Annotated in this window: 24 protein-coding genes; 21 read left to right on the plus strand and 3 right to left on the minus strand. The window is 65.1% G+C overall.

Annotation, left to right across the window (positions count from 1 at the left end; genetic code table 11):
- Positions 1-52 precede the first annotated feature (52 nt).
- Complete coding sequence (locus tag PXJ20_RS14815) at positions 53-1240, minus strand: NAD(P)/FAD-dependent oxidoreductase (RefSeq protein ID WP_421031287.1); 1188 nt, start codon at positions 1238-1240, stop codon at positions 53-55.
- 190 nt (positions 1241-1430) lie between these two features.
- Between PXJ20_RS14815 and PXJ20_RS14820 the strand changes: the two genes are divergently transcribed.
- Both PXJ20_RS14820 and hutG read left to right on the plus strand, forming a co-directional pair.
- A complete protein-coding gene (locus PXJ20_RS14820) occupies positions 1431-2396 on the plus strand; it encodes a LysR family transcriptional regulator (RefSeq protein ID WP_277599264.1) in 966 nt (321 codons plus the stop codon).
- Positions 2397-2413: 17 nt separating this feature from the next.
- Positions 2414-3223 (plus strand): N-formylglutamate deformylase, encoded by an 810-nt coding sequence (gene hutG, locus PXJ20_RS14825; RefSeq protein WP_421031286.1) that lies wholly within the window; start codon positions 2414-2416, stop codon positions 3221-3223.
- Positions 3224-3435: 212 nt separating this feature from the next.
- On the opposite strand, the gene PXJ20_RS14830 is transcribed toward hutG, so the two are convergent.
- On the minus strand, positions 3436-4038 hold the full coding sequence (locus PXJ20_RS14830; protein ID WP_126875967.1) for a helix-turn-helix domain-containing protein: 603 nt from the start codon (positions 4036-4038) through the stop codon (positions 3436-3438).
- Positions 4039-4287: 249 nt separating this feature from the next.
- Here PXJ20_RS14830 and glnT point away from each other — a divergent pair, with 249 nt between their 5' ends.
- Genes glnT through PXJ20_RS14855 form a run of 5 tightly spaced genes read left to right on the plus strand, consistent with a single transcriptional unit; the run spans position 4288 to position 10181 of the window.
- The gene (gene glnT, locus PXJ20_RS14835; RefSeq protein ID WP_421031285.1) at positions 4288-5676 is read left to right on the plus strand and encodes a type III glutamate--ammonia ligase; all 1389 of its coding nucleotides are present in this window, start codon (positions 4288-4290) and stop codon (positions 5674-5676) included.
- Between the two features lie 12 nt (positions 5677-5688).
- Positions 5689-6597, plus strand: coding sequence for a class II glutamine amidotransferase (locus tag PXJ20_RS14840; RefSeq protein ID WP_017773509.1), 909 nt, complete (start codon positions 5689-5691; stop codon positions 6595-6597).
- Positions 6585-7274: a protein glxC gene (locus PXJ20_RS14845; protein ID WP_199542150.1), complete on the plus strand. Its 690-nt coding sequence runs from the start codon at positions 6585-6587 to the stop codon at positions 7272-7274. The genes PXJ20_RS14840 and PXJ20_RS14845 overlap by 13 nt, the downstream gene beginning before the upstream one ends.
- 25 nt (positions 7275-7299) lie before the next feature.
- The gene (locus tag PXJ20_RS14850; RefSeq protein ID WP_277599268.1) at positions 7300-8661 is read left to right on the plus strand and encodes an FMN-binding glutamate synthase family protein; all 1362 of its coding nucleotides are present in this window, start codon (positions 7300-7302) and stop codon (positions 8659-8661) included.
- Between the two features lie 53 nt (positions 8662-8714).
- Positions 8715-10181 (plus strand): ammonium transporter, encoded by a 1467-nt coding sequence (locus PXJ20_RS14855; protein ID WP_421031284.1) that lies wholly within the window; start codon positions 8715-8717, stop codon positions 10179-10181.
- Between the two features lie 46 nt (positions 10182-10227).
- Here the strand turns inward: PXJ20_RS14855 and PXJ20_RS14860 are convergent, their stop codons facing one another.
- On the minus strand, positions 10228-10914 hold the full coding sequence (locus PXJ20_RS14860) for a GntR family transcriptional regulator (protein WP_017773513.1): 687 nt from the start codon (positions 10912-10914) through the stop codon (positions 10228-10230).
- 269 nt (positions 10915-11183) lie between these two features.
- Between PXJ20_RS14860 and PXJ20_RS14865 the strand changes: the two genes are divergently transcribed.
- From PXJ20_RS14865 to PXJ20_RS14930, 14 genes are all read left to right on the plus strand, one after another.
- A complete protein-coding gene (locus tag PXJ20_RS14865; RefSeq protein ID WP_421031283.1) occupies positions 11184-11780 on the plus strand; it encodes an amino acid synthesis family protein in 597 nt (198 codons plus the stop codon).
- Positions 11770-12723 carry an alpha/beta fold hydrolase gene (locus tag PXJ20_RS14870; RefSeq protein ID WP_421031282.1) on the plus strand — a complete coding sequence of 318 codons (954 nt, stop codon included), beginning with the start codon at positions 11770-11772 and terminating at the stop codon, positions 12721-12723. Before PXJ20_RS14865 ends, PXJ20_RS14870 begins: the two co-directional genes overlap by 11 nt.
- A complete protein-coding gene (locus PXJ20_RS14875) occupies positions 12720-13676 on the plus strand; it encodes a flavin reductase family protein (protein ID WP_421031281.1) in 957 nt (318 codons plus the stop codon). The genes PXJ20_RS14870 and PXJ20_RS14875 overlap by 4 nt, the downstream gene beginning before the upstream one ends.
- A gap of 70 nt (positions 13677-13746) precedes the next feature.
- Positions 13747-14790 (plus strand): LLM class flavin-dependent oxidoreductase, encoded by a 1044-nt coding sequence (locus tag PXJ20_RS14880; RefSeq protein ID WP_421031280.1) that lies wholly within the window; start codon positions 13747-13749, stop codon positions 14788-14790.
- A 51-nt stretch (positions 14791-14841) separates the two neighbouring features.
- The gene (locus PXJ20_RS14885) at positions 14842-16314 is read left to right on the plus strand and encodes an aldehyde dehydrogenase (RefSeq protein ID WP_421031279.1); all 1473 of its coding nucleotides are present in this window, start codon (positions 14842-14844) and stop codon (positions 16312-16314) included.
- Positions 16315-16343: 29 nt separating this feature from the next.
- Positions 16344-16658, plus strand: a complete 315-nt coding sequence (locus PXJ20_RS14890) for an NIPSNAP family protein (protein ID WP_017773519.1) — start codon at positions 16344-16346, stop codon at positions 16656-16658.
- Positions 16659-16722: 64 nt separating this feature from the next.
- On the plus strand, positions 16723-17754 hold the full coding sequence (locus tag PXJ20_RS14895; RefSeq protein WP_126875959.1) for an ABC transporter substrate-binding protein: 1032 nt from the start codon (positions 16723-16725) through the stop codon (positions 17752-17754).
- A gap of 75 nt (positions 17755-17829) precedes the next feature.
- On the plus strand, positions 17830-18714 hold the full coding sequence (locus tag PXJ20_RS14900; RefSeq protein ID WP_199542155.1) for an ABC transporter permease: 885 nt from the start codon (positions 17830-17832) through the stop codon (positions 18712-18714).
- Between the two features lies 1 nt (position 18715).
- On the plus strand, positions 18716-19510 hold the full coding sequence (locus PXJ20_RS14905; protein WP_413214135.1) for an ABC transporter permease: 795 nt from the start codon (positions 18716-18718) through the stop codon (positions 19508-19510).
- A 15-nt stretch (positions 19511-19525) separates the two neighbouring features.
- Positions 19526-20617 (plus strand): ABC transporter ATP-binding protein, encoded by a 1092-nt coding sequence (locus tag PXJ20_RS14910; RefSeq protein WP_421031278.1) that lies wholly within the window; start codon positions 19526-19528, stop codon positions 20615-20617.
- Positions 20618-20622: 5 nt separating this feature from the next.
- Positions 20623-21342 (plus strand): GntR family transcriptional regulator, encoded by a 720-nt coding sequence (locus tag PXJ20_RS14915; protein ID WP_199542157.1) that lies wholly within the window; start codon positions 20623-20625, stop codon positions 21340-21342.
- Positions 21343-21420: 78 nt separating this feature from the next.
- Positions 21421-23013 (plus strand): methyl-accepting chemotaxis protein, encoded by a 1593-nt coding sequence (locus PXJ20_RS14920; protein ID WP_421031277.1) that lies wholly within the window; start codon positions 21421-21423, stop codon positions 23011-23013.
- A 220-nt stretch (positions 23014-23233) separates the two neighbouring features.
- Positions 23234-24205, plus strand: a complete 972-nt coding sequence (locus tag PXJ20_RS14925) for a nitrilase family protein (protein WP_421031276.1) — start codon at positions 23234-23236, stop codon at positions 24203-24205.
- 106 nt (positions 24206-24311) lie between these two features.
- Positions 24312-25481, plus strand: a complete 1170-nt coding sequence (locus PXJ20_RS14930; protein WP_017773527.1) for a substrate-binding protein — start codon at positions 24312-24314, stop codon at positions 25479-25481.
- Positions 25482-25512: the final 31 nt, after the last annotated feature.

Below are 25512 nucleotides of genomic sequence, written 5' to 3' on the forward strand. Positions count from 1 at the left end.
CTGTCTGAAACGGAATGGAGGGTAAGCGGGGGAGCCAGGACAATCAGGCCAATCAGGACACGGCACCCAGGCCGTACTTGCCGGTCAGCAGCGCGCCGGTCGCAAAGCGTTCGAGCGCGTAGGGCGCGAGCGACACGTCGGTCGGCTGACCGAGTGCGTGCTGGGCGAGGAGCTTGCCGATGGCGGGCGAGAGCTTGAAGCCGTGGCCCGAGAAGCCGAAACCCACCACGAGCCCTTCGATGTCACCCACCTTGCCGAGCACCGGGTTCCAGTCGGGCGTCACGTCGTAGACCCCGGTCCACGACGACGCCAGCCCCGCTGTTTCGTAGGCGGGGAAGCGCTCGGCGACCTGCGCGCCCACTTCGGCGACGTAATCGAGCGAGATGTCGCCCTGCTCGGTTTCAGGCGCGTTCAGCGTTTCGCCCACCACGCCCTCGGACACCAGCATCTGGCTGCCGCCGTAGCTGCGGTAGTACAACATGCCGGCTGAACCGAGGTCTTTGAACGCTGGCATCTGATACGAGTACCGGGCCTCGTCGCATTCGAGCGCCAGCACGGTGTGCCGTTCGGGCGCGACGGGCAGCGGCACGCCGATCCAGCCTGACAGTTCAGGCGTCCAGATGTTTTGCGTGCTGATGAGCGTGGCGCAGGTGAAGCGGCCCGCGCTCGTCTCGATGCCGACCACGCGGCGGCCTTCGCGCACGAGTCCCGTAACGGTTGTGCCTTCGAGGATCTTGACGCCGCGCCGCCGTGCCGATTTGGCGAAGCTCGTCGCGACGAGGTACGCATCGGCAAAGCCCGCTTCCGGCTCGAAGCCGATCAGCGCCGCGTCGTCGAACTGCGCGATGGGCAGGCGCTCGCGGGCCTCGTCGCGCCCGAGCAGTTGGACTTCGATGTCCATCGCGCGCTGGGCGTCGAGCGAGGCGCGCAGCGGGTCGAGCTTCGGGCCGTCGGGCGCGCAGATCATGTAGCCGCACTTGACGAGCCCGCACGACGCTTCGTCGTCGCCCACGTAGTCGGCGAAATTGTTGAATGCCCACCACGACGCGCGCGCCAGCTCGACGTTCTGGCGGACCGAGTAATGCGTGCGCAACAGGCCGGACGATTGCGACGTGGTGCCGGCGCCGATCATGCCGTGCTCGACGACGAGCACGCTGTGGGCGCCGAGCGCGGCAAGGTGGTGCGCGACCGACGTGCCGATCACGCCGGCGCCGATCACGATGAAGTCGAAGTGGCTCATGGTTCCCCTCAGGGTCCTCTGGGTAGACGGTGAGCCGATTCTAGGCAGCGGGGGCCCTGCCGAATTTTGTATTAGGCAAACTTATGAAGCTCGCCCGGAAGTGCTCATCCAGAGCGCGGGCCGACCGAACCGGCGCATCATTCCTGCCACCTTGCCGGAACGGCCGTATGCGACGGCAACTGGAGAGAAGATGCGACGCACCCCACCGCCAATCGACCTGCGCGCGCTGCAGGCTTTCGTTGCCGTGTGCGAGACCGGGTCGATGACCGCTGCGGCGAAGCGTATCGGCGTGAGCCAGAGCGCGATCAGCCAGGCCGTTTCGGCACTCGAACGCGAGCAGGGCGCCGTGCTGTTCGATCGCGACAGCCGCCCGCCGCGGCCCAACATTGCCGGCCGCGCGCTGCTCGAACTCGCCGGGCCGTTGCTCGAGCACGCGCAAATGGTCAGCACGCGGGTGGGCGACGCATCGGATTCGGGACGCCTGCCGGTGCGCCTCGGCTGCGTCGATTCGTTCGCGGCGACCGTGGGCCCCGAACTGATCCGCGCGGTGTCCGGCACGTCGCGGCAGATTTCGATGTGGTCCGGCATTACGCCGGGTTTGAGCAAGCAATTGCACGACCGCGAACTGGACGTCGCCGTGTGCACGCAAACCGCGCTGAGCGACGCGCGCATCGTGGAGGTGCCGCTTTTCTCGGAGGCCTTCGTCGCCGTCGTCGCACGCAGCCATCTGGCCGGACGCCCGAACGTGGACTGGCGCACGCTCGCGGCCGAACTGCCGCTGATCCGCTACACGGCGCGTTCGGTCATCGGCCAGCAGGTGGAACGGCTTGCGCGCCATCTGGGTATCGACAGCCCGAGACGGTTCGAATTCGACGCGACCGACCCGCTGTTGAGCCTCGTTGCCGCGCGGGTGGGCTTCGCCATCTCGACGCCGCTGTGTCTGTGGCAGGCGCGGCACTACCTCGGTGAGATCGCGATCCTGCCGTTGCCGTCCGGCCGCCTTGGGCGGCGCGATTTCTTTCTGCTGCACAGGCAAGGCGAGTGGGAAGACTTCGTCAGGGAGATCGTGGAACTGACGCGGTCCGTGCTCGACCACTCCATCCGGCCAGCGCTCGCACGTACCTTGCCGCAGCTTTCCGGCGACGCATTGCTTTGATTCACCAGGAGCCCCGCATGAGCGACCTCTACACGCTGCAACGCGGCGACGCGCCGTTGCTGATCTCGATCCCGCACCTGGGAACGGCGATTCCCGCACCGCTGCGCGACACCTATACCGACACCGCCTTGACGCTCGCCGATACCGACTGGCATCTCGACCGCCTGTACGCGTTCGCTGAGTCGCTCGGTGCAACGGTGCTGGGCGCGACGGTGTCGCGCTACGTCATCGACCTCAATCGGCCGCCGAACGACGAGAGCCTGTACCCGGGCCAGACCACCACCGGCCTGTGCCCAGCCGAGACATTTCGCGGCGAGCCGCTCTATCGCGACGGTTGCCAACCGGACGAGCAGGAGAAGCGCCGGCGGGTGGCCGAATACTGGCGGCCCTATCACGCGGCACTCGCGGCCGAACTGGCCCGACTGCGCGAGCGCCACGCGCACGTGCTGCTCTGGGAAGCGCATTCGATCGCGAGCGTGCTGCCGCGGCTATTCGACGGCAAGTTGCCGGACCTCAATATCGGCACGCAGGATGGCCGCACGGTCGCGCCGTCCGTGCAGCGCGCCATCGAGCGCGAGGCGGCGGCCAGCCCGCATACGTGGGTGGCGAACGGCCGCTTCAAGGGCGGCTATATCACGCGCGCGTTCGGCAACCCTTCGGACGGTGTGCACGCGGTGCAGCTCGAGATGTGTCAGTCGACGTACATGAACGAAACCCACCCGTTCGCCTACGAGCCGGCGCGAGCGGCGGCGGTACAGGGCACGGTGCGCGCCATGGTCGATGCGGCGCTGGCTGCGTTAGCGTCGCTGCCACCGCACGCAGCATAAGCATGAGTGATACACCTTCGTAACCGCGCTTTCCGTAATAGTGCGGCGCTGCACCGGAATCGTTGCTCCAGCGCACCCTCAACTCGCAGAAACAGCCTAAGCCTTCGATGACGACCCGGAGCATTGCCGCCCAGAGTGTTTATCCATGGGAATCTTTGGTTCCCATCAATAAACATGGCATGAAGCTTGCACTGTATTGGCGGGCGGGCGACTCACTCTTCGGTGGGCTGTCCGTAGACGAAGATCGACAGGAACTGGATGGGGGTTTTGATCAGGCGTTCCGGGCCGTGCGGAACATCGCCGCGGAACGTCAGGGTGTCGCCCGGATGCAGGACGTAGGTCTGCTGGCCGTGCCGGTATTCGATCACGCCCCTGAGCATGTGGATGAACTCGGTGCCGGGGTGCTCGAACACCGGGAAGCGTTCGGCCTTGTCTTCCATCGTGATCAGGAACGGCTCGAAAGTTTTGCGCGGCCCCTGATCGTAAGCGAGCAGGTGATAGGTGTGGCCGCTTTTCGTGCCTTTGCGAACCACTTCCATGCCCGCGCCTTTCTTCACGAGCTGGGCGCCGCCTTGGGGGACGTCGAAGTTGCGGAATAGCGTGGACATGGACACGCCGAGCGCCTGGGCGATCCGGTTGAGCACGTCGAGTCCGGCCGAGGTCTGCGCGTTCTCGATCTTGGAGAGCATGCCGCGGCTGATGCCGGCCTGTTCGGCAACCTGCGCGATGGTCAGGTCGTGGCTCTGGCGCAGCTCGCGGATGGTGGCCCCGAGATAGCGTTCGAGCGGTGTCTTGCTGTCGTCTGCGGTGGGCATCGTCGACCTCGGTAAATCGGCAAGAGTAGCAGATTGCGGTATTCGCGCAGGCGGCTGCCCTTGACGCCGGCGTGTACGCCGGAAGTTTCATGGAGGGAATAATTGTTGCATGACAATAAATTCCTCCACATACTGAAGACGTGGTTCAAGCGTGCCGTGCGCGGTACCTGTCCATGTCGCGAAGTCGGGCCGCTCGTCTGCCGGGCGGCTTCCTCAAATCAGCGAACCATGCAACAGGAAGGAGTGGCGATGAACCTGAACGATGCGAGCCAGTTGCCCGTCAACGCGCTCGGAAGCGTGCCCCGCTTTGGTAGTGCGGAAGAAGCCCAGGCATACCTCGCGCAACACGGCGTGAAGTACGTGCTGGCGCAATTCGTCGACATTCACGGCGTAGCCAAGGCGAAGTCCGTGCCGCTCGCGCATCTGCGCAGCGTGCTGGAGGCGGGCGCGGGCTTCGCGGGTTTTGCGATCTGGGGCGTGGGCATCGAGCCGAACGGGCCGGATTACATGGCGGTCGGCGACCTTGCGACGCTCACGCCGGTGCCGTGGCAGGCGGGCCTCGCGCGGATCGTCTGCGACGGTCACGTGAGCGGCGCGCCGTGGGCGTTCGATTCGCGCGTGACGCTGAAGAAGCAGGTGGCCCGCGTTGCCGAACGCGGCTGGACGCTCTACACGGGCCTCGAACCCGAGTTTTCGCTGTTGAAGCGCAGCGCGTCGGGCGTGCTCGAACCTTGCGACGCGAGCGACACGCTTGCCAAGCCCTGTTACGACTACAAGGGGCTGTCGCGCACGCGCGTGTTTCTGGAGCGGCTCACCGAATCGCTGCGGGCGGTCGGCATCGACGTCTACCAGATCGATCACGAGGACGCGAACGGCCAGTTCGAAATCAACTACACGTACACCGATTGCCTGACGTCGTGCGACCACTACGTGTTCTTCAAGATGGCCGCATCGGAAATCGCCAACGAACTCGGGATGATCTGCTCGTTCATGCCGAAGCCGTTCGCGAACCGGCCGGGCAACGGCATGCACATGCACATGTCGATTGGCGACGGTGAGCGCAACCTCTTTGCCGACAAGGCGGACGCGCTCGGCATGGGCCTCTCGGCACTCGGCTACCAGTTCACGGCTGGCCTGCTCGCCCATGCGCCCGCACTGACCGCCCTGTGCAACCCCACGGTGAACTCGTACAAGCGGCTGGTCGTGGGCCGCTCGCTGACGGGCGCGACCTGGGCGCCCGCTTACATCAGCTATGGCGACAACAACCGTTCGACCATGGTGCGCATGCCGGGCGGCCGCATCGAACTGCGTTTGCCCGACGGCGCATGCAACCCCTATCTCGCGACGGCAGCCGTGATCGCCGCGGGCCTCGACGGCATCGACCGTGGTCTTTCGCCCGGCGCGCCCGCCAACGAGAACCTGTACGAATGGTCGCCCCAAAAGCTGCGCGAGCACGGCATCGGCGTGCTGCCGCAGAACCTGGGCGAAGCGCTTGATGCACTCGAAGCCGACCAGACCCTCTGCGATGCGCTCGGGCCGGTGGTAGGCGAATTCATCAAGCTCAAGCGAATGGAGTGGCTCGAATACATGCGCCACGTATCGGATTGGGAAATCAGGCAGTACGTCGAATTTTTCTGAGGAGAAAGCAACATGTGCGGAATCGTGGGATTGCTGGTCAAGACACCGGCATTGCGCGACCGGCTTGGCGAACTGATGGTGCCGATGCTGATCGGCATGACCGAACGGGGCCCGGATTCGGCCGGCCTCGCGGTGTTCGCGGATGCCGTGGATGCGGACCAGCGCAAGCTCAGCCTGTACTCGGGCTTTACGGACGAAGGCGAGCATTTCCCGTGGGACGTGCTGCTCGACCGCGTGAAGGCGTCCGTCGATGCGGGCGCGCACGTCGAGGCCAAACAGAATCATGCGGTGCTCACGGTGCATGCTCAGGCCGACATGGCGAGGAAATGGCTGAACGAGCATTACCCGCGCCTCTACGTCTTGTCCGCGGGGCGGTCCATCGATCTGTACAAAGACATTGGTCTGCCCGCCGACATTGCCGCGCGCTACGCGTTCAGCGAGCTGAAGGGCTCGCACCTGGTCGGCCACACGCGCATGGCAACGGAGTCGGCGGTGACGCCTGATCGCGCGCATCCGTTTACGGCCGGCGAAGATTTTTGCCTCGTGCACAACGGCTCGCTCTCGAATCCATATGGCGTGCGCCGCAAGCTGGAACCCAAGGGCATCCACTTCGATACCGACAACGACACCGAGGCCGCGTGCCGTTTCCTCGAATGGCGCCTGCGCGAAGGCGACACGTTGCCCGTCGCGCTGCAACGGGGCTTCGAGGAGCTGGACGGCTTCTACACCTTCCTGATGGGCACGCCCACCGAACTCGCGCTGATTCGCGACCCGTTCGCGTGCAAGCCCGCCGTCGTGGCGGAGAACGACGACTACGTGGCAATCGCGTCCGAGTTCCGCTCGCTCGCGCATCTGCCCGACATCAAGAACGCGAAGGTCTTCGAACCTGCCCCCGAGGAGATGTACGTATGGAACGCATGACATTCGACCTTGAGCGCACCACCGTCCGGGAGGTCAACCAGTATCTGCACGGCAGCGCCGACACGCTGCGCGGCGAGGCCATCGTCGTGACCTCGCCCAACGGCGCGCACAACATCGCAGTGGGCGTGGATGCCGACGTGACGGTGACCATCGAAGGCCACGCCGGCTATTACGCCGGCGGCATGAACAAGCACGCGACCATCGTCATCGAAGGCAGCGCGGGCACCGGCGTCGCGGAAAACATGATGAGCGGCAAGGTGCACGTGAAAGGCTTTGCGTCGAACGGCGCGGGGGCGTCCGCGCACGGCGGGTTGCTCGTGATCGAGGGCGACGCGGGGCTGCGTTGCGGCATCTCGCTGAAGGGTGGCGACATCGTGGTGGGCGGCTCGGTGGGCAGCTTCTCCGCCTTCATGGCGCAGGCCGGGCGCATGGTGATCTGCGGCGACGCGGGCGACGCGCTGGGCGATTCGCTGTACGAGGCCGTGCTCTACGTGAAGGGCGACGTGAAGTCGCTCGGCGCCGACGCGCAGTTCGAACCGATGACCGACGCCGACGTGAGTGCCGTCGCAGCGTTGCTCGACGCAGCCGGACTGGACCACGATCCGCGTGCGTTCAAGCGCATTGCGTCGGCGCGCACGCTCTACCACTGGAACGCCGATGCGGACCAGGAATATTGAATCCACGCTCCACCGAGAAGACGCCATGGAAGTCAAACCCGTTCATTTCGCACGCTTGCAGCAGGAAGAGTCGTACGGCTACGACCGCAAGACGATCGACTACATCCACACGGCCGCACAGCGCGGTCTTTACGAGATTCGCGGTCTGGGCGCGAAGCGCCACGTGCCGCATTTCGACGACCTGCTGTTTCTCGGCGCGTCGTTGTCGCGTTACCCGCTGGAAGGCTATCGCGAAAAGTGCTCGACGCAGACCGTGCTCGGCACGCGCTTCGCGAAAAAGCCCATCGTGCTCGACATCCCGATCACCGTGGCGGGGATGAGCTTCGGCGCGCTGTCGGCGAACGTGAAGGAGGCGCTCGGTCGCGCAGCGACGGCCGCCGGCACGTCCACCACGACCGGCGACGGCGGCATGACGCAGGAGGAGCGCCTTTCGTCGAAGACGCTCGTCTACCAGTGCCTGCCTTCGCGCTATGGGTTCAACCCCGACGACGTGCGCCGTGCCGACGCGATCGAGGTCGTGATCGGGCAGGGCGCGAAGCCCGGCGGCGGCGGCATGCTGCTCGGGCAGAAGGTAAACCCGCGCGTGGCCGCCATGCGTACGCTGCCGGCCGGCGTGGACCAGCGTTCGGCGAGCCGCCACCCGGACTGGACCGGCCCCGACGATCTGGCGATCAAGATTCAGGAACTGCGTGAGATCACCGACTGGGAAAAGCCGATCTACGTGAAGGTCGGTGCCACGCGCACCTTCAACGACGTGAAGCTCGCCGTGCATGCGGGCGCGGATGTCGTGGTGGTCGACGGCATGCAGGGCGGCACGGCGGCTACCCAGACCTGCTTCATCGAGAACGTCGGCATCCCGACGCTCGCTGCGGTTCGTCAGGCGGTGGACGCGCTCGAAGACCTCAACATGAAGGGCCAGGTGCAACTGATCGTGTCGGGCGGCATTCGCACCGGTGCGGACGTGGCGAAGGCGCTGGCGCTTGGCGCGGACGCCGTCGCGATCGGCCAGGGCGTGTTGATGGCGCTCGGCTGCAACGGCGAAACGTACTTCCAGGACGGCATGCTGCATTCGGCCGTGGCCGATTACGCGGCGCTGCATACGTCGCCCGGCTTCTGTCATCACTGCCACACCGGCAAGTGCCCGGTTGGCGTGACGACCCAGGACGCCGTGCTCGAGCGGCGTCTCGAGCCGGAGGAAGGCGCGCGTCGTGTGCGGAACTACCTGAAGACGCTGAACATGGAACTAGCCACCATCGCGCGGGCGTGTGGCAAGCAGAACGTGCATCACCTCGAACGGGAGGATCTGGTTGCGCTCACGGTCGAAGCGGCCGCCATGGCGCGCGTGCCGCTCGCCGGCACGTCGTGGATTCCGGGCGTTCGCGACTAGCGCCCGTTGCCTCGACTAACGTCGAGGCGGCCCCGGCTACAGGAACATTCCTTTTGGCATGTGTTTGCTTCGGCGCGGCCCCTGCGGGGGACCGCCGGCTCCCCTTTTGTTCAAGGTATCGGCAAATGAAAAGAATGATCGGTTTGCTTGCATTGATCGGGACGCTCGTCCTCGCGATGCCCGCCTGGGCCCAGACCGGCCCGGCTACCCCCGTGCCGAACAAGGGGGATACGGCGTGGATGATCGTCGCGACCCTTCTCGTGGTGATGATGGCGGCCCCGGGGCTGGGGCTCTTTTACGGCGGCATGGTGCGCGCGAAGAACATGCTGTCCATCCTGATGCAGACGCTGGTGGTCTTTTGCCTGCTCGGCGTGCTGTGGGCGCTTTACGGCTACAGCATCGCGTTCACCGAAGGCAATGCGTTCTTCGGCGGACTCAGCAAGGCGTTTCTCGCGGGCATCACGCCGGACTCGGTCGCTGCCACGTTCAGCAAGGGCGTGGTGATTCCCGAATTCATCTACGTCTCGTTCCAGCTGACGTTCGCGGCGATCACTCCGGCGCTGATCGTGGGCGGCATCGCGGAGCGCGCGAAGTTTTCCGCTGTGCTCATGTTCATGGTGCTCTGGTTCACCTTTTCGTATCTGCCGATCGCGCACATGGTCTGGTACTGGCCGGGCCCGGATGCGTACACGAGCGCCGCCGCGGCCGACAAGGCCAATGCGACCGCCGGCTTCCTGTTCCAGAAGGGCGCCATCGACTTCGCGGGCGGAACCGTCGTCCACATCAACGCGGGCATCGCGGCGCTCGTCGGCGCTGTGATGATCGGCAAGCGCGTGGGCTTTGGTCGCGAGTCCATGGCGCCGCACAGCCTGACCATGACGATGATCGGCGGCTCGCTGTTGTGGGTGGGCTGGTTCGGCTTCAACGTGGGCTCCGCGCTGGAGGCGAGCGGTGCGGCTACGCTCGCGTTCGTCACGACGCTGCTCGCCACGTGTGCGGCCACGGTGTCGTGGACCGGCGTCGAATGGATGCTGAAGAAGAAGCCCTCGATGCTCGGCGCGGTGTCGGGCGCCATTGCCGGCCTCGTCGTCATCACGCCCGCGTGCGGCTTCGTTGGTCCGATGGGCGCCCTCGTGATGGGCGGCGTGGCCGGCGCGCTGTGCTACTGGGGCGTGAACGGACTCAAGCGCCTGATCGGCGTGGACGATTCACTGGACGTCTTCGGCGTGCATTGCATCGGCGGCATTGCCGGCGCGCTCTTGACCGGCGTGTTCGCGTCGCCGTCGCTGGGCGGCACCGGCATCTACGACTACACCGCGAACAAGGTGGCCGACTATCACATCGCCGATCAACTGATCGCGCAGTGCTGGGGCGTGGGCACGTCGCTCGTGTGGTCGGCGGTCGTCTCGATCATTGCGTTCAAGCTGGTCGACCTCACGATCGGGCTGCGTGTGGATACGGACGGCGAGCGCGAAGGGCTCGACGTCAGCTCGCACGGCGAGACGGCTTACCACCCGTGAGCGCGTCAAGGGCGAGGGCGGGCGGCTGGCCGGCAGTGCGCGCGACTCACGTGCTGCCGCTCGCCTCGCCTTGTTCGGCGAGCGCGCGCAGCGCAAGCTCGGACACGCGCTTGATGTGGGTGCACGAAGCCTCTGCCGCTGCTTGCCCGTCGCCGCGTTCGATTGCGTCGAGCAACGCGTTCATCTCGCGGTTCGATTCGTCGCTGCGGCCCGGCGTGGCGATGGTCAGCGCGCGCAGCCGGTTGATCCGCGCGTTCAGCGACTTGACGACACCCAGCGAGACGACCTTGCCCGCGCCCTCGAACATGGCGTCGTAGAACTGTTCCGTGTGTTCGAGTACGCGTGACGCGTCGCCCGCGGCGAAGGCTGCTTCGATCATGCGGCGAATGCCGCGCAGGCGCGCAACCAGCTCCGGCGTCGCACTCGTGGCGCAGGCGCTTGCGGCGTTGGCTTCGAGCAGGCTGCGCAATTCATAGATCTCGCCCACCTGGCTCGGATCGAGGCGCGCAACGATCGGGCCTTGCCGCGCCACGGTCTCGACGAGACCTTCGGTTTCCAGATGCCGCAGCACTTCGCGCACCACCGTGCGGCTCACGCCCAGTTCGTCGCAAAGGGTGCGCTCGACAAGGCGGGTGCCCGGCTTGAAATAGCCCTGCACGATGGCGCCGCGCAGCTTGTCGAGCGCGAGTTCTCTCAGGGTCTTGGCCGTTCGATTTATTTTCAGGTCGGGCATGGCGTAGAAAAGGAAGACAGGTTTTTTGTACGGTTGGCTCGGACGTCCGGCACGTGGTATTCCGTATTATCGCCGATCTTCTACGCCCACACGCGACCGTTATGCCGCCACTTCTTGCAGTCAGCTGAACTCCCGGCAAGGATCGTGCCCAAAATATGAGGTTCGTACTATGGTATTCCATAGTATCTCTGGATTTTTGTGCACCGTAATTTGGTATACCATAATCTCAACGATGACATTCAGGGCATCGTTCAAGTCAGGAGAACGCTATGAAGCTAGAAGTGCGCAAGCTGGTCAGCTACGTTGAAGAAACGTTCATTGAAGGCGGCAAGGCTGCGCCCCGGCCGCTGAAGCTGTTCGGCGTGGCCGCCGTGCTGCGCAATCCGTGGGCTGGCCGCGGCTTCGTGGAAGACCTGAAGCCCGAAATTCACGCGCTCGCGCCGCAACTCGGCGAATTGCTGACGGCGGAGATCCTGCGCGCGGCGGGGTCTGGCGACGCGGTCGAAGGCTATGGCAAGGCGGCGATCGTCGGCACGTCCGGCGAACTCGAGCACGCTTCCGCGCTGATCCATACGCTGCGATTCGGCAATCACTATCGCCAGGCGGTGGGCGCAAAGAGCTATCTGAGCTTTACGAACCTGCGCGGCGGTCCGAACTGCCCGATCTCGATTCCGCTGATGCACAAGCACGACGAAGGGATGCGCTCGCATTACCTCACCGTGCAATTTTCGATCACCGACGCGCCCGCGCCCGACGAACTGGTGATCGCGCTGGGCGCATCGGTGGGCGGCCGGCCGCATCACCGTATCGGTGACCGGTATCAGGATCTGAAGGACCTCCAGGAGCTTGCGTCCAATGAAGGTTGACCCTGTGCTCGACCGTACCGTGACGCGCGGCGTCGCCGCGGGCACGAGCTACAGCGTCTACCCGCCACAGGGGGCGCTCGCGTGCGAGACGGTCGTGCTGATTCACGGCGTGGGCATGAACCACAGCGTGTGGGCGCCGCAGATCGACGCCTTGACGCAGCACTACCAGGTTGTTGCGTACGACATGCTGGGACACGGCGGCAGCGGCTTGCCCACGCCGGCGCCCACGCTCGGCGAGTACGCCGCTCAGCTCGAAGCGCTGCTTGACGCGTTGCAGATTCAGCGCGTGCATGTGGTGGGGCATTCGATGGGCGCGCTCGTCGCGCTCGAGTTCGCGCTGACGCATCCGGAGCGCGCGTTGAGCGTGGCGGCGTTGAATGCGGTGTACAACCGCACGCCTCGTCAACGGGCTGCGGTGATGAGCCGCGCGGCGATGCTCGGTGATACGCCGCGTGCACGCAGTAGCCAGGCGGGCACGGAAGGAAGCGTTGGAGCCGGGCTTGAAGCGGGCATTGCAACGGGCATTGAAGCGGGCGTCGACGTGACGCTTGCGCGCTGGTTCGGCGACCCGGTTCCCGCGCATCTCGCGCAGGCGGCTAACGCGATACGCGCGCTGCTCGTGAACGTCGATCCGGTCGGCTATGCGCGCACTTATCAGCTCTTTGCCTGCTCGGACGACGCGCATGTCGGCAGGCTTGCGGATCTCGCCGTGCCCGCACTGTTTCTCACGGGCGAATGCGATGCGAACTCGAACCCGGCCATGTCGCATGCCATGGCGGCGGCCGCGCCGCTCGGCCACGCCACGATCATCGCGAACGAACGCCACATGATGAACGTGACCAATCCGGCGCAAGTGAACGAACGGTTGCTGGAATTCCTGCTCGGCACGTCGAAAGCAGGTGTGAACGGCGAGCCGCGGTCCGATATCAGGAGAATGCAATGACTGAGCCGATCAACGAACAGACTATCGATATCGCCGAATTCCGCCGTGCGCTCGGCGCTTTCGTAACGGGCGTGACGGTGGTCACGACGATCCAGTCCGACGGCTCGCCGCGCGGCTTCACGGCCAATTCGTTCACCTCCGTTTCGCTCGATCCGCCGCTGATCCTGGTTTGCATCGCGAAGACGGCATCGAGCTATCCGGTGTTCTCGCAAACGCGCCATTTCGCGGTGAGCGTGCTGGCGGAAGACCAGAAGGCCGTGTCCGGCGTATTTGCCTCGAAGGCTGCCGACAAGTTCTCGCAGGTCGCATGGCGCGCCCGGGTGACCGGCGCTCCGGTCATGGAAGGCGCCGCGGCAAGCTTCGATTGTGCGACCCATGAAGTGATCGATGCGGGGGACCACATCATCCTGATTGGCCGCGTGCTCGATTTCGTTCATACGCCTTCTTCGCCGCTCGGCTATTGCCGTGGTGCTTACGTGAATTTCAGCCTCACACTCGACGCAGTCGCCGCGGCCGGCACCCGCGCGCGGGTGGGCGCGATTCTCGAACATCGCGACGGGCTCGTGCTGCTCGATACGCCGCAAGGCCTGCAATTGCCTACGGGCGCGCGGCTCGAACCGCAGAGCGATGCCGCGAGCCTTGCGGGCGTATTGGCGAAGCTCGGCATTAAGGCGCATCTGGACTTCCTGTTCGCCGTGTTCGAGTCCGACAGGCAGCCCACGCCGGGTGTGCAGATCTATTACCGCGGCCGCGTGAAGAACGACATTGCGCCGCAATCGGGCGGCCCCATCCGCATCGTTCCGTTGATGCAGATTCCATGGAGCGAGCTACACGACGAAGCCGAGCGCTCCATGCTCGAGCGCTACATGCGCGAGCGCAGCGAGGACGCCTTCGGCGTGTATGTCGGCGACAGCGAAGCCGGCACGGTCCAGGCGCTCGCAACCACTCACTGAACGCATTCAAACATCGCGGCTGACGCGCACGAAACGCTGCCGGGCAGCCGGCCTGTCGGAGGCAAACATCATGAAATTTTCGTTGTTCCTGCACATGGAGCGGTACGACACAAAGACGTCGCATCGCGAACTGTTCGACGAGATGACCGAACTCGTGCAGCTTGCCGAACGCGGCGGATTCGAGACCGCCTGGATCGGCGAGCACCACGCGATGGAGTTCACGATCGCGCCCAATCCGTTCGTGAATCTGTCGTATCTCGCCGCGAAGACCGAGCGCATCCGGCTCGGCACCGGCACCGTCATCGCGCCGTTCTGGCATCCCATCGCGCTTGCAGGCGAAGCCGGCATGGTCGACGTCGCGAGCAACGGCCGGCTCGATCTGGGCGTGGCGCGCGGCGCGTATTCGTTCGAGTACGAGCGCCTGTTGCCGGGGCTCGACGCGATGAGCGCCGGCGCTCGCATGCGCGAACTCGTGCCGGCGTTGCGCAAGCTGTTCGAGGGCGACTACGCGCATCAGGGCGAATTCTGGTCGTTTCCCGCGACGACGCCGGTGCCGCGCCCCATCCAGCAGCCGCATCCGCCCATGTGGCTCGCCGCACGCGATCCGAACTCGCACGCGTTCGCCGTCGCGAACGGCTGCAACGTGCAGGTGACGTCGCTCGCCGCAGGCGACGCCGAAGTCGTCAGCCTGATGGAGCGCTTCAACGCCGCCTGTGCCGCGCATCCGGACGTGCCGCGTCCGCAGGTGATGATGCTGATGCACACGTTCGTCGGGGCCAATGCAGCCGAGGTGGACGCGGCCGTCGAAGACCTGGCGGACTTCTATCGGTGCTTCTCCAAGTGGTTCAAGAACGAACGCCCCGTCACGCAGGGCTTCATGGAGCCGCTCACGGATGCCGACATCGAGATGTTCCCCCAGTATTCGCGCGAGGCGATTCGCAAGAACCTCGTCATCGGCGAGCCGAAGGAAGTCATCGGGCGGCTCAAACACTACGAGGAACTGGGCTACGACCAGTACAGCTTCTGGCTCGACAGCCACATGAGCTTCGAGCGCAAGCGCAAGTCGCTCGAGCTGTTCATCTCCGAGGTGATGCCCGCGTTCGGCGTGCGCTGACGCGAAGTCCCTGAGCCTCTAAGCCAACTTCATGAATGGAGCGGCTTGACCATGTTGCAACGGTTCCAGCAGTACATCGACGGCGCCTTCGAAGACGCCGCAGAGCATTTCGACAGCATCGATCCGTCGTCTGGCAGCGTATGGGCGCAGATGCCCGCGGCGAGTGCGCAGGACGTGGACCGGGCCGTGTGCGCGGCGCATCGCGCGCTCACAGGCTCCGCATGGGCCGATCTCACCGCGAGCGCGCGCGGCAAGCTCCTGTACCGGCTCGCCGGCTTGATCGAGCAGCATGCGCCGCGTCTTGCCGAACTGGAAACCCGGGACACCGGCAAGATCATTCGCGAGACGCGCAGCCAGATTGGCTACGTCGCCGAGTACTACCGCTACTACGCGGGCGTGGCCGACAAGATCCAGGGCGCGTGGCTGCCCGTCGACAAACCGGACATGGAAGTGACGCTGCGACGCGAGCCGGTGGGTGTCGTCGCCGCGGTCGTGCCGTGGAACTCGCAGCTGTTCCTGTCGGCGGTGAAAATCGGGCCGGCGCTTGCGGCCGGCTGCACCGTGGTGCTCAAGGCTTCCGAAGACGGCCCGGCGCCGCTGCTGGAATTCGCGCGGCTCGTTCACGAAGCCGGTTTTCCGCAGGGCGTGGTCAATATCGTGACGGGCTTCGGCAACGAATGCGGACGCACGCTGACGAGCCATCCGCTCGTGTCGCGCATCGCGTTCACGGGTGGTCCGCACACCGCGCGACACGTGGTGCGCAATTCCGCGGAGAACCTCGCCGCGACGTCGCTCGAACTGGGCGGCAAGTCGCCCGTGCTCGTGTTCGACGACGCCGATCTCGACAGCGCATGCAACGCCGTGGTGGCGGGCATCTTCGCGGCCACGGGGCAAAGCTGCGTGGCCGGTTCCAGGCTGCTCGTGCAGCGCGGCATTCACGACGTGCTGGTCGAGCGTCTGATCGCGCGGGCGGGCGCCATCCGCATTGGTGACCCGCAGGACGAGGCCACGGAGATGGGGCCGCTCGCCACCCGCCGTCAGCTCGACCATATCCGGCAGGTACTGGGCGCGAGCGTGGAAGCCGGCGGCCGCGTCGTGGTGGGCGGCGCGCAGCCGGACGGCATGACTACCGGCCACTACTTCCTGCCCACCATCGTCGATTGTCCGCACGCGCACGTGCCGTGCGTGACGGAGGAGCTATTTGGCCCGGTGCTCAGCGTCGTCGCATTCGACACCGAGGCCGACGCCATTGCGCTTGCGAACGACACCCGTTACGGCCTCGCCTCAGGCGTGTTCACGCGGGACCTCACGCGCGCGCATCGGCTCACGCGTGCATTGCGCGCGGGCATCGTGTGGGTCAACACGTATCGGGCGGTGTCGCCGATCGTGCCGTTCGGCGGCTATGGCCTGAGCGGCTTGGGGCGCGAAGGTGGCCTCGAAGCGGTGCTCGACTACACGCGCACGAAGTCGGTATGGATTCGCACGTCGGACGAGCCTATTGCAGACCCGTTCGTCATGCGTTGAAGCATTCAAGCGTTCAAGAGAGAGCCGCCATGTTCTACGAAGTCCGCACCTATCGCATCAAGACGGGCGCCGTGCCCGCGTATCTGAAGCTCGTGGAGGAAGAGGGCATCGGGTTGCAGAAGCGCTATCTGGGCCAGTTGATCGGCTATTTCTATTCGGAAATCGGTCCGCTGAACCAGATCGTTCACATCTGGGCTTACCCGAGCCTTGACGAGCGCGAACGGCGCCGCGCGCAACTTGCCGCAGACCCGGCCTGGCAGTCCTTTGCGCCGAAGATTCAGGCGCTGATGGAAGAAATGGAAAGCAAGATCATGAAGCCCGCGCCTTTCTCGCCGCTCGGATGAAGGCCACGTAATTCACGGATGTCCCCACTCCACGATTGATAACTGCCTGAGGCAGGAGACCAACATGAACAGCAGGAACGTCTTTCAAACGGCAGCGCTGATCACGGCATGCGCGGCCGCCTTCGCAACCGCAAGCGCTACGGCGGCCGAGCCGATCGTCTTCACGAGCTGGGGCGGCACGACGCAGTCTTCGCAGGACAAGGACTGGGCCCAGCCCTTCACCAAGGCAACGGGCATCAACGTGCTGATGGACGGCCCGACCGACTACGGCAAGTTGAAGGCCATGGTCGAAAGCGGCAACGTGACCTGGGACGTCGTCGACGTGGAAGGCGACTTCGCGTACGCCGCACAGAAGGCGGGATTGATCGAGCCGATCGACTTCTCCGTCGTCAAGAAGGACGAACTCGATCCGCGCTTCACGTCGCCTGCCGCCGTGGGCAGCTTCTACTACTCGTTCGTGCTCGGCTACAACAAGGCGAAGTACACGGGGGCGCAACCCTCGACATGGACCGACCTGTTCGACACGAAGCGCTTCCCCGGCAAGCGCACGCTGTACAAGTGGTCCGCGCCGGGCGTGCTCGAACTGGCGCTGCTCGCCGACGGCGTGCCGGCCAACAAACTCTATCCGCTCGATCTCGACCGTGCATTCAAGAAGCTCGACACCATCAAGAGCGACATCGTCTGGTGGAGCGGCGGCGCGCAATCGCAGCAGTTGCTTGCATCGGGCGAGGCGCCCATCGGCATGTTCTGGAACGGTCGACTGCATGCGCTCGAACAGACCGGCGTACCGGTGGGCATTTCGTGGAACCAGAACCTGACCGCGGCCGACTTGCTGGTGATCCCGAAGGGCGCGAAGCATCGCGACGAGGCGATGAAGTATCTCGCCGCCGCAACGAGCGCCCAGGCGCAGGCGAAATTTGCCGCGGATACGGGCTATGCGCCGATCAACGTGAAAGCGCCGGCACTGATGCCCGCCGCGGTCGCGAAGACGCTTCCCGACCAGTACAAGTCGTCGCAGATCGACCTCGACATGAAGTATTGGGCCGAGCATCGCGACGAGATCGCGAAGCGCTGGTATGCGTGGCAGTCGAAGTGAGCATGAAGCAAGCATGAAGTAAGCATGACCCCGGCGCCCCGCAGCGGGCGCCGCACAGTGTGATTGGGAGTCACCATGCCTAACGTCTTGAGTACCGTCGCCCAGCCGCCCGCCACGTCTTCGCGCCGGCGGCGCGATTGGCGCAGCTTTCGCCTGCTCGCGCCGGCCTTGCTGCTGCTCGCGGTTTTCTTCCTGCTGCCGGTGCTTTCGCTGCTGCTGCGCAGCGTGCTCGAACCGACGCCGGGTCTGCACAACTACACGCAACTGCTCGGGTCCACGACGTATCTGCGGGTGTTCGGCAATACGTTCCTCGTCGCGACCGTCGTGACGGTCGCGACCGTTGCAATCGGCTTCCCCACTGCGTGGTTGCTGGCCGTCGCGCCGCGCAAGCTCAGCTCCGTGCTGTTCGCGATCTTGCTGCTCTCGATGTGGACCAATCTGCTTGCGCGCACGTTCGCATGGATGGTGCTGCTGCAGGCCACAGGTCCCATCAACCGTGTGCTCATGGCGCTCGGGTTGATCCGCGAGCCGCTCGCCCTGGTGAACAACCTCGTCGGCGTGACGATCGGCATGACGTACATCATGCTGCCGTTTCTCGTCATGCCGCTGCATGCGACGCTGCGCAGCATCGATCCGTCCACGCTGCGCGCGGCGGCGATCTGCGGCGCAAGCCGCTGGCAGGCGTTCTGGCGCGTGCTGGTGCCGCTCGCGCTGCCGGGCGTCGCGTCCGGTGCGTTGATGGTGTTCGTCATGGCGCTCGGCTACTTCGTCACGCCGGCGCTGCTCGGCGGACCGTCGTACATGATGCTGGCCGAACTGATCGCGCAGCTCGTGCAGGAACTCTTGAACTGGGGGCTTGCGGGCGCCGCCGCATTCGTGCTGCTCGCCGTGACCCTTTCGCTGTACGCGTTGCAGCTGCGCTTCACGAGCGGTGCGCGCACGAATCCGGGAGGGCGCTGACATGTTGCTCGACTTCGATCGTCTGGGCGCAGTGCGCTGGCTGCTGCTGGCGGTGGGCGCCGCCGTCGCCGTGTTCCTGCTGCTGCCCATCGTGTTTATCGTCGCGTTGTCGTTCGGCGATTCGCAATGGCTGATCTTTCCGCCGCCTGGCTGGACGCTGCAATGGTATCGGCAGCTCTTCACCGACGCCGGCTGGCTCAACTCGCTGCTGACGAGCGCGCAGCTTGCGGCAATCGTGACGGTGCTTTCCGTCGCGATCGGTTTTCTTGCTTCGCTCGCGCTCGTGCGCGGCAAGTTTCGCGGGCGCGGCGCCGTACAGGCGTTTTTCCTCACGCCGATGGTGCTGCCCGTCGTCGTGCTCGCCGTCGCGCTGTATGCGTTCACGCTGCGTATCGGCTTGAACGGCACGATGGTGGGCTTCGTGATCGGCCATCTCATCATCGCGTTGCCGTTCTCGATCATTTCCATCAGCAATTCGCTCGTGAGCTTCGACACTGCGCTGGAAGACGCCGCGCTGATTTGCGGCGCGTCGCCGCTCGAAGTGAAGCTGCGCGTGACGCTGCCCGCCATCAGGCTCGGGCTTTTTGCTGCCGCGATCTTCTCGTTCCTCGCGTCGTGGGACGAAGTGGTCATCTCGATCTTCATGGCGAGCCCCACGTTGCAGACGCTGCCGGTGCGAATCTGGACCACGCTGCGGCAAGATTTGACGCCTGTCGTCGCGGCAGCGTCTTCGTTGCTCGTCGGCTTGACGACCGTATTGATGTTGGCGGGCGCAGTATTGCGCCGCGCCCGATAAGGAGGTGCATGAGCCATGACTGCCGCATTCCTGCAAATCCAGCGCTTGCGTAAAACGTACGACGACGTCGTCGCCATCGACCATGTGTCGCTGGACGTGCGCAAGGGCGAATTCATGACGTTCCTCGGGCCGTCGGGTTCGGGCAAGAGCACGACGCTGTACATCGTGGCGGGCTTTCAGGAGCCGAGCGAGGGACGCGTGCTGCTCGACGGCAAGCCGCTGCTTTCGGTGGCGCCGAACAAGCGCAACATCGGCATGGTGTTCCAGCGCTACACGCTGTTTCCGCATCTCACGGTGGGCGAGAACGTGGCGTTTCCGCTGCGCGTGCGCCGCCGTTCCGACCGCGAGGTGCAGGCGAAGGTCGAGCAGATGCTCAAGCTCGTGCATCTTTCCGACTGCCGCGACCGCATGCCGGCGCAACTCTCCGGCGGCCAGCAGCAGCGCGTCGCGATTGCGCGCGCGCTGGCCTACGACCCGCCCGTGCTGCTGATGGACGAGCCGCTTTCGGCGCTCGACAAGAAGCTGCGCGAGGAAATTCAGCTCGAACTGCGCCGCATCCATCAGGAGACCGGCGTCACGATTCTCTACGTGACGCACGACCAGGAAGAGGCGTTGCGTCTGTCGGATCGCATTGCAGTGTTCAACAAAGGGCGCATCGAGCAGGTCGGTACAGGCGAAGAGCTCTATGCGAACCCTGCTTCGCGCTTCGTTGCGAGCTTCATCGGCAACTCGAATTTCCTGCCGGTGCGCGTGATGTCCAACAACGAACGCGGCATGAACGGCGTGTTTCCGAATGGCCATGCGGTGACGGCTGCGCACCTCGCTTCGGTGCTGGCGGCCGGGGACGACGGCACGCTGATGATCCGGCCGGAGCAGATGCGCATTCGCGCGCTGCAGGAAACCCATGGCACCGCGGGGCTGCCCGTTACGGTGCGCGACATCACCTATCTGGGCGACGCCATGCATTACGCGGTCGCGACGCCCTGGCAGCAGGAGATTTCCATTCGCATGCCGGCGGCCCATCGCCACGACAGCGGCCTCGCGATCGGGACCGAAGCGCTGGTCGATTGGGATGCGCGCGACGTGCGCCTCTTTGCGCAGGCATGACGACGATGAGCGGCACGCTTGTCTCGCTGAAGGTCGAACGCAATACGACGACGTTGCGTGAGCTCGCGCTGGACAAGATGCGCACGGCGATTCTCGATGCGCATTTCGCGCCAGGCGAGCGGCTTGTCGAGCGCACGTTGTGCGAGGAACTGGGCGTGAGCCGGACCGTGGTGCGAGAGGTGTTGCGGCACCTGGAGGCGGAAGGGCTCGTGGATTCGATTCCGAACCAGGGGCCGATCGTCGCGGTGCTCGATGCGCAAACAGCCGCCCAGATCTACGAGATCCGCGCACTGCTGGAGGGCGACGCGGCGATGGCGTGCGCACGGTCTGCAGACGACGGCGTGGTGTCGCGTCTGGCCGCCTGCATCGCAGACATCCAGCGGGCATTCGAGGCGCACGAGCATGCGGCGGTCCGCGAACTCACGACGCGTTTCTACGAGCAGATGTTCGAGGGCGGCGGCAAGAAGGTCGCCTGGGAAATTGCCCAGACCTTGAATGCGCGCGTCAACCGTTTGCGCGCGATGACCATTGCCTCCGACGACCGCGGCCGGCAGGCCGTGGAAGAGATGAACCAGATACTCGACGCAATTCGTTGTCGCGACGCGATACGTGCCCGCGATGCGGCAACGGCGCACGTGGCGCGCGTCGCCGCGATTGCCGGGCGGCTTTTGCAGCAGGCCCACGAGCGCGCCCAGGCCGGGGAACAGGTGCGCGGCGCGGTGTAGGGCGCCGCGCTGCCGCTTTCTGCACGCCGCTATACGGTCTTCCGTGGGGCTGTATGGCGCGTCTTTACGATGACCATCATGAGAACAATCAAGAACCTCCCCATTGCCGGAAAGATCGGTGTCGCGTTTGCGAGCATCGTCCTGATGTTTGGTATCAGCGCGCTGGTCTGCATTTCCAGCATCCGGTCGATCGACCTCAGGCAAAAGGAGATCGCGAAATCAGAGGCGATTCTTCTCTTGCTCAAGGATGGCACTGCGGATTACCTGAACATCGTCTGGGCCGTTCTGGCGAACAACCTGAACGGTAAAGCGGGGCACCGGGAATGGATCGTCAAGCACGGCGGCGATTTCGGCACGAGGCTCGCTGCGCTGCGGGCCATAGACGGCTCGGCGCAGGGTGCGGCGCTGGCTGCGGCGTGCCAGGAGCAATACGACGCGTGGTTGCAGACCGTCGTCAATCCTCTTGTGGCCATGCGAAAGAAGGTGGATGAGTTCGCGACCAACGTAAGCGATCTTTCGGACATGACAGAAGGATTCGGCGCTTACCTGGGCACGGAGAAACTGATCGCGTCTATCGACAGGCTGGATGCTTACGAGCGGGCGCTGATGAAGACGCGCCAGGGGGAACTCGAATCGCTGCGTACGAAAATGTACGTGACGATATTCGTGACGTCGGCGCTTGCCCTGATGGCGGCCATCTTCGCGGGAACCTGGCTTGCACGCGCTGTTTCGCGTCCGCTGCAACGCGCCGTGTCGCTTGCGACATGCGTGGCTCAGGGCGATCTGACGGCGCGCATGGAAGTGGCGTCCACGGACGAGACGGGCCGTCTGATGCGAAGTCTGGAAACCATGAACCGGAGTCTGTCGCGCATCGTGGCCCAGGTCAGAACCAGCACCGACAATATCGCCACGGCGTCCAACGAGATAGCCGCCGGCAACGACGATCTGTCTTCGCGCACGGAGGAACAGGCCAGTTCGCTGGAGGAAACGGCGGCGAGCATGACGCAGTTGACCGAGACCGTGAGGCAGAACACGGACAACGCCCGGCAGGCCAATGTGCTGGCCGCGAGCGCTTCCGAGGTGGCCAACGCCGGCAACGATGCGGTGCTCGGCATGGTTCGAACGATTTCCCGTATCAGCGGCAGCTCCACCAAGATTTCCGAGATCACCGGCGTGATTGAAGGCATCGCATTCCAGACCAACATTCTGGCCTTGAATGCGGCTGTCGAAGCGGCGCGCGCAGGCGAGCAGGGCCGTGGATTCGCCGTGGTGGCAAGCGAGGTACGCAGCCTCGCCCAACGGTCGGCCAATGCGGCGAGGGAGATCAAGGAACTGATCGGCACCTCGGTCGCGATGATTCAGGCCGGCGAAAAGCAGGCGGAAGACGTGGGCGAGACCATCGGGCAGGTCAAGGAGGCGATCAAGCGGGTCTCGGACATTGTCAGCGAGATTGCGAGCGCATCCGAGGAACAGGCGCGAGGCATCGAACAGGTCAATCTGGCCGTCAACGAAATGGACACGGTCACGCAACAGAACGCGGCCCTCGTCGAGCAGGCCGCTGCCGCTGCGCAGTCGCTCAGGGAACAGGCAGCCGGCCTGAAGCAGGCCGTGGCGATATTCAGGCTGGCCGACGGCACGCAGCGCGAGCACGCCCCCGTCGGGTTTGCCTGAGCCGCCGGGCAGGCCAGAAGGATCGCTTCGTTCAGCGCACGCATCGCAGCTGATCGGTCTGGCGGGTCGAATCCGGTGCGGGGATTCGGTGCCGGGTTGCCTCGTGTTTTTCCCGGTATTTTGAAAATAGGTTGACAGCAGAAAACTGGCTTCCTAAATTCGCATCACTGGTTGCGGGCCCTCAGCGGCGGCAACCCGCGGCAACGATGCCGCGCGACACATGGACGGCTACGTAGCCCCCGAACTTGCGTTCAACGCCAGTTCGGGGGCTTTTTGCTTTTGGAGAACGAACTTGGCAATCGACTCACGCAATACCCCGGATGCACGTCCCGGCCTGCCGGTCGTGGCTTGCATCCAGATGGAACCTCGCGTCGGCGAGAAGCGCGACAACGTTGCGCGCACCCTCGAGCGGATGGAAGCCGCCGCCGCGCACGGGGCGTCGCTCATGGTGCTGCCCGAACTCGTCAACACCGGCTACGTCTTTGCCGATCGCGCCGAAGCGGCGGCGCTCGCCGAAGCCTTCGACGAGAGCGACACGCTGCGCCTCTGGTGCGACACCGCGCGGCGCCTCGGCATCTATCTCGTCGCCGGGATTGCCGAGCGCGAAGGCGAGCATCTCTACAACTCCGCTGTGTTCGTCGGACCGGCCGGCCTGATCGGCCGCTATCGCAAGCTGCACCTGTGGAACGACGAGAAGCGCTTCTTCGAGCCTGGCAACCTCGGCTTGCCGGTGTTCGACACGCCCTTCGGGAGGCTTGCCATCGCGATCTGCTATGACGGCTGGTTTCCGGAGGTCTACCGGCTGGCGTCCGCGCAGGGCGTCGATCTGGTCTGCGTGCCGACCAACTGGGTGCCGATGCCGGGGCAGCGGCCCGACGAGCCCGCCCTCGCCACAACCCTCGCGATGGCCGCCGCGCACAGCAACGGGCTGATGATTGCGTGCGCGGACCGGATCGGCACCGAGCGCGGACAGCCATTCCTCGGCCAGAGTTTGATCGTGGGCGGCAACGGCTTGCCGCTCGCGGGCCCCGCGAGCCACGACCGCGAAGCGATCCTCTACGCGCCGATTGATCTCGAGCGCATTCGCGCCGGACGTTCGCTCGGCCCGCTCAATCACGTGCTGCGCGACCGCCGCACCGACGTGTATGAGCTGGTTGCCGGCACCGGCTCGCCACCGCGCGATGCGGGCTGAGCCGGCAATGCTCGTGCCGTTGCGTCGTTCCTTTCGCCGTTCCCTTCCGCAATTGCCGTTTGCAATTCCCTTTTGCAGTACCTCGACCACACCTGAAGGAGATCGCATGAACCCATTCAAGCATCGCATGGCGGCCGGAGCCGTTCTGGCGGCCGTCGCTTCCATCGTCTGTGCCGGCGCGTGGGCCGCCGAGCCCATCAAGATCGGCGTCGCCGTCGGTCTGTCCGGCGCGAACAGCGTGGTGGCGCCTGCCGTGGTGCAGTCGTCGCAGCTTGCCGTCGACGAGATCAATGCCGCGGGCGGCATCCTCGGGCGCAAGGTCGAACTCGATATTGCCGACGACGCGTCCGGCGCCGTCGGCGCGCAAAAGGCCTACGACACGCTGGTGTTCCAGAAGAACGTCGACGCCGTGATCTCGATGGAAACGAGCGCGGCGCGCAACGCGGCGCTGCCCATCGTTGCGCGCGGCAAGAAGCCGTTCATCTACACGTCGTTCTACGAAGGCCGCTCGTGCAGCCCGTGGATGTACGTGAACGGCTGGGTGCCCGACCAGCAGGTGGCGCCGGTCGTCGACTACTTCATGAAAACGAAGGGCGCGAAGAACTTCTTCCTCGTCGGCAACGACTACGCTTTTGGCCGCGGTATGCTCGACTTCACCTCGAAGTACATCGTGCAGCACGGCGGCAAGGTGATCGGCGAGGAGTTCCTGCCCATCGACGGCACCGACTGGACGCCGATCCTCTCGAAGATCCGCGCGGCGCATCCCGATGCGCTCATCAGCGCAACGGCGGGCGGCGCGCCGAACGTGTCGCTCGCGAAGCAGTTGAAGGGCTCGGGGCTGGATCTGCCGTACGGCAACCTGGCAATCGACGAGGGCACGGCGAAAAGCATGGGCGACGTGGCAACGGGCATCTACATGTCGGCTTCGTACCTGACGGGTATCGATAACCCGGGCAACAAGAAGTTCATGGCCGCGCTGCACAAGCGCTTCGGCAACGACATGAAGACGCCGAACGAGCTGTCCGAACCGCAATACGAGGCGTTCTATCTGTACAAGAGCGCGGTCGAAAAAGCGGGCTCGACCGACGCCTCGAAGGTGATCGCGGCGCTCGGCACCGTGTCGTTCGACGGACCGCGCGGGCCGGTGAGCATGAACCGCAGCCGCCATACGCCGCTCGCGATGCGCCTCGGCCAGATTCAGCCCGACGGGTCGGTGAAGATCCTGCAGACCTTCCCGAGCGTCGATCCGCAAGAGCAGTGCCCGAACATCAAGTAGCGATTCAACGCGCTCCGTGCGCCCGCCGTTG

Source organism: Paraburkholderia sp. A1RI_3L (genome assembly GCF_048957895.1).
Classification (GTDB): Bacteria; Pseudomonadota; Gammaproteobacteria; order Burkholderiales; family Burkholderiaceae; genus Paraburkholderia; species Paraburkholderia kururiensis.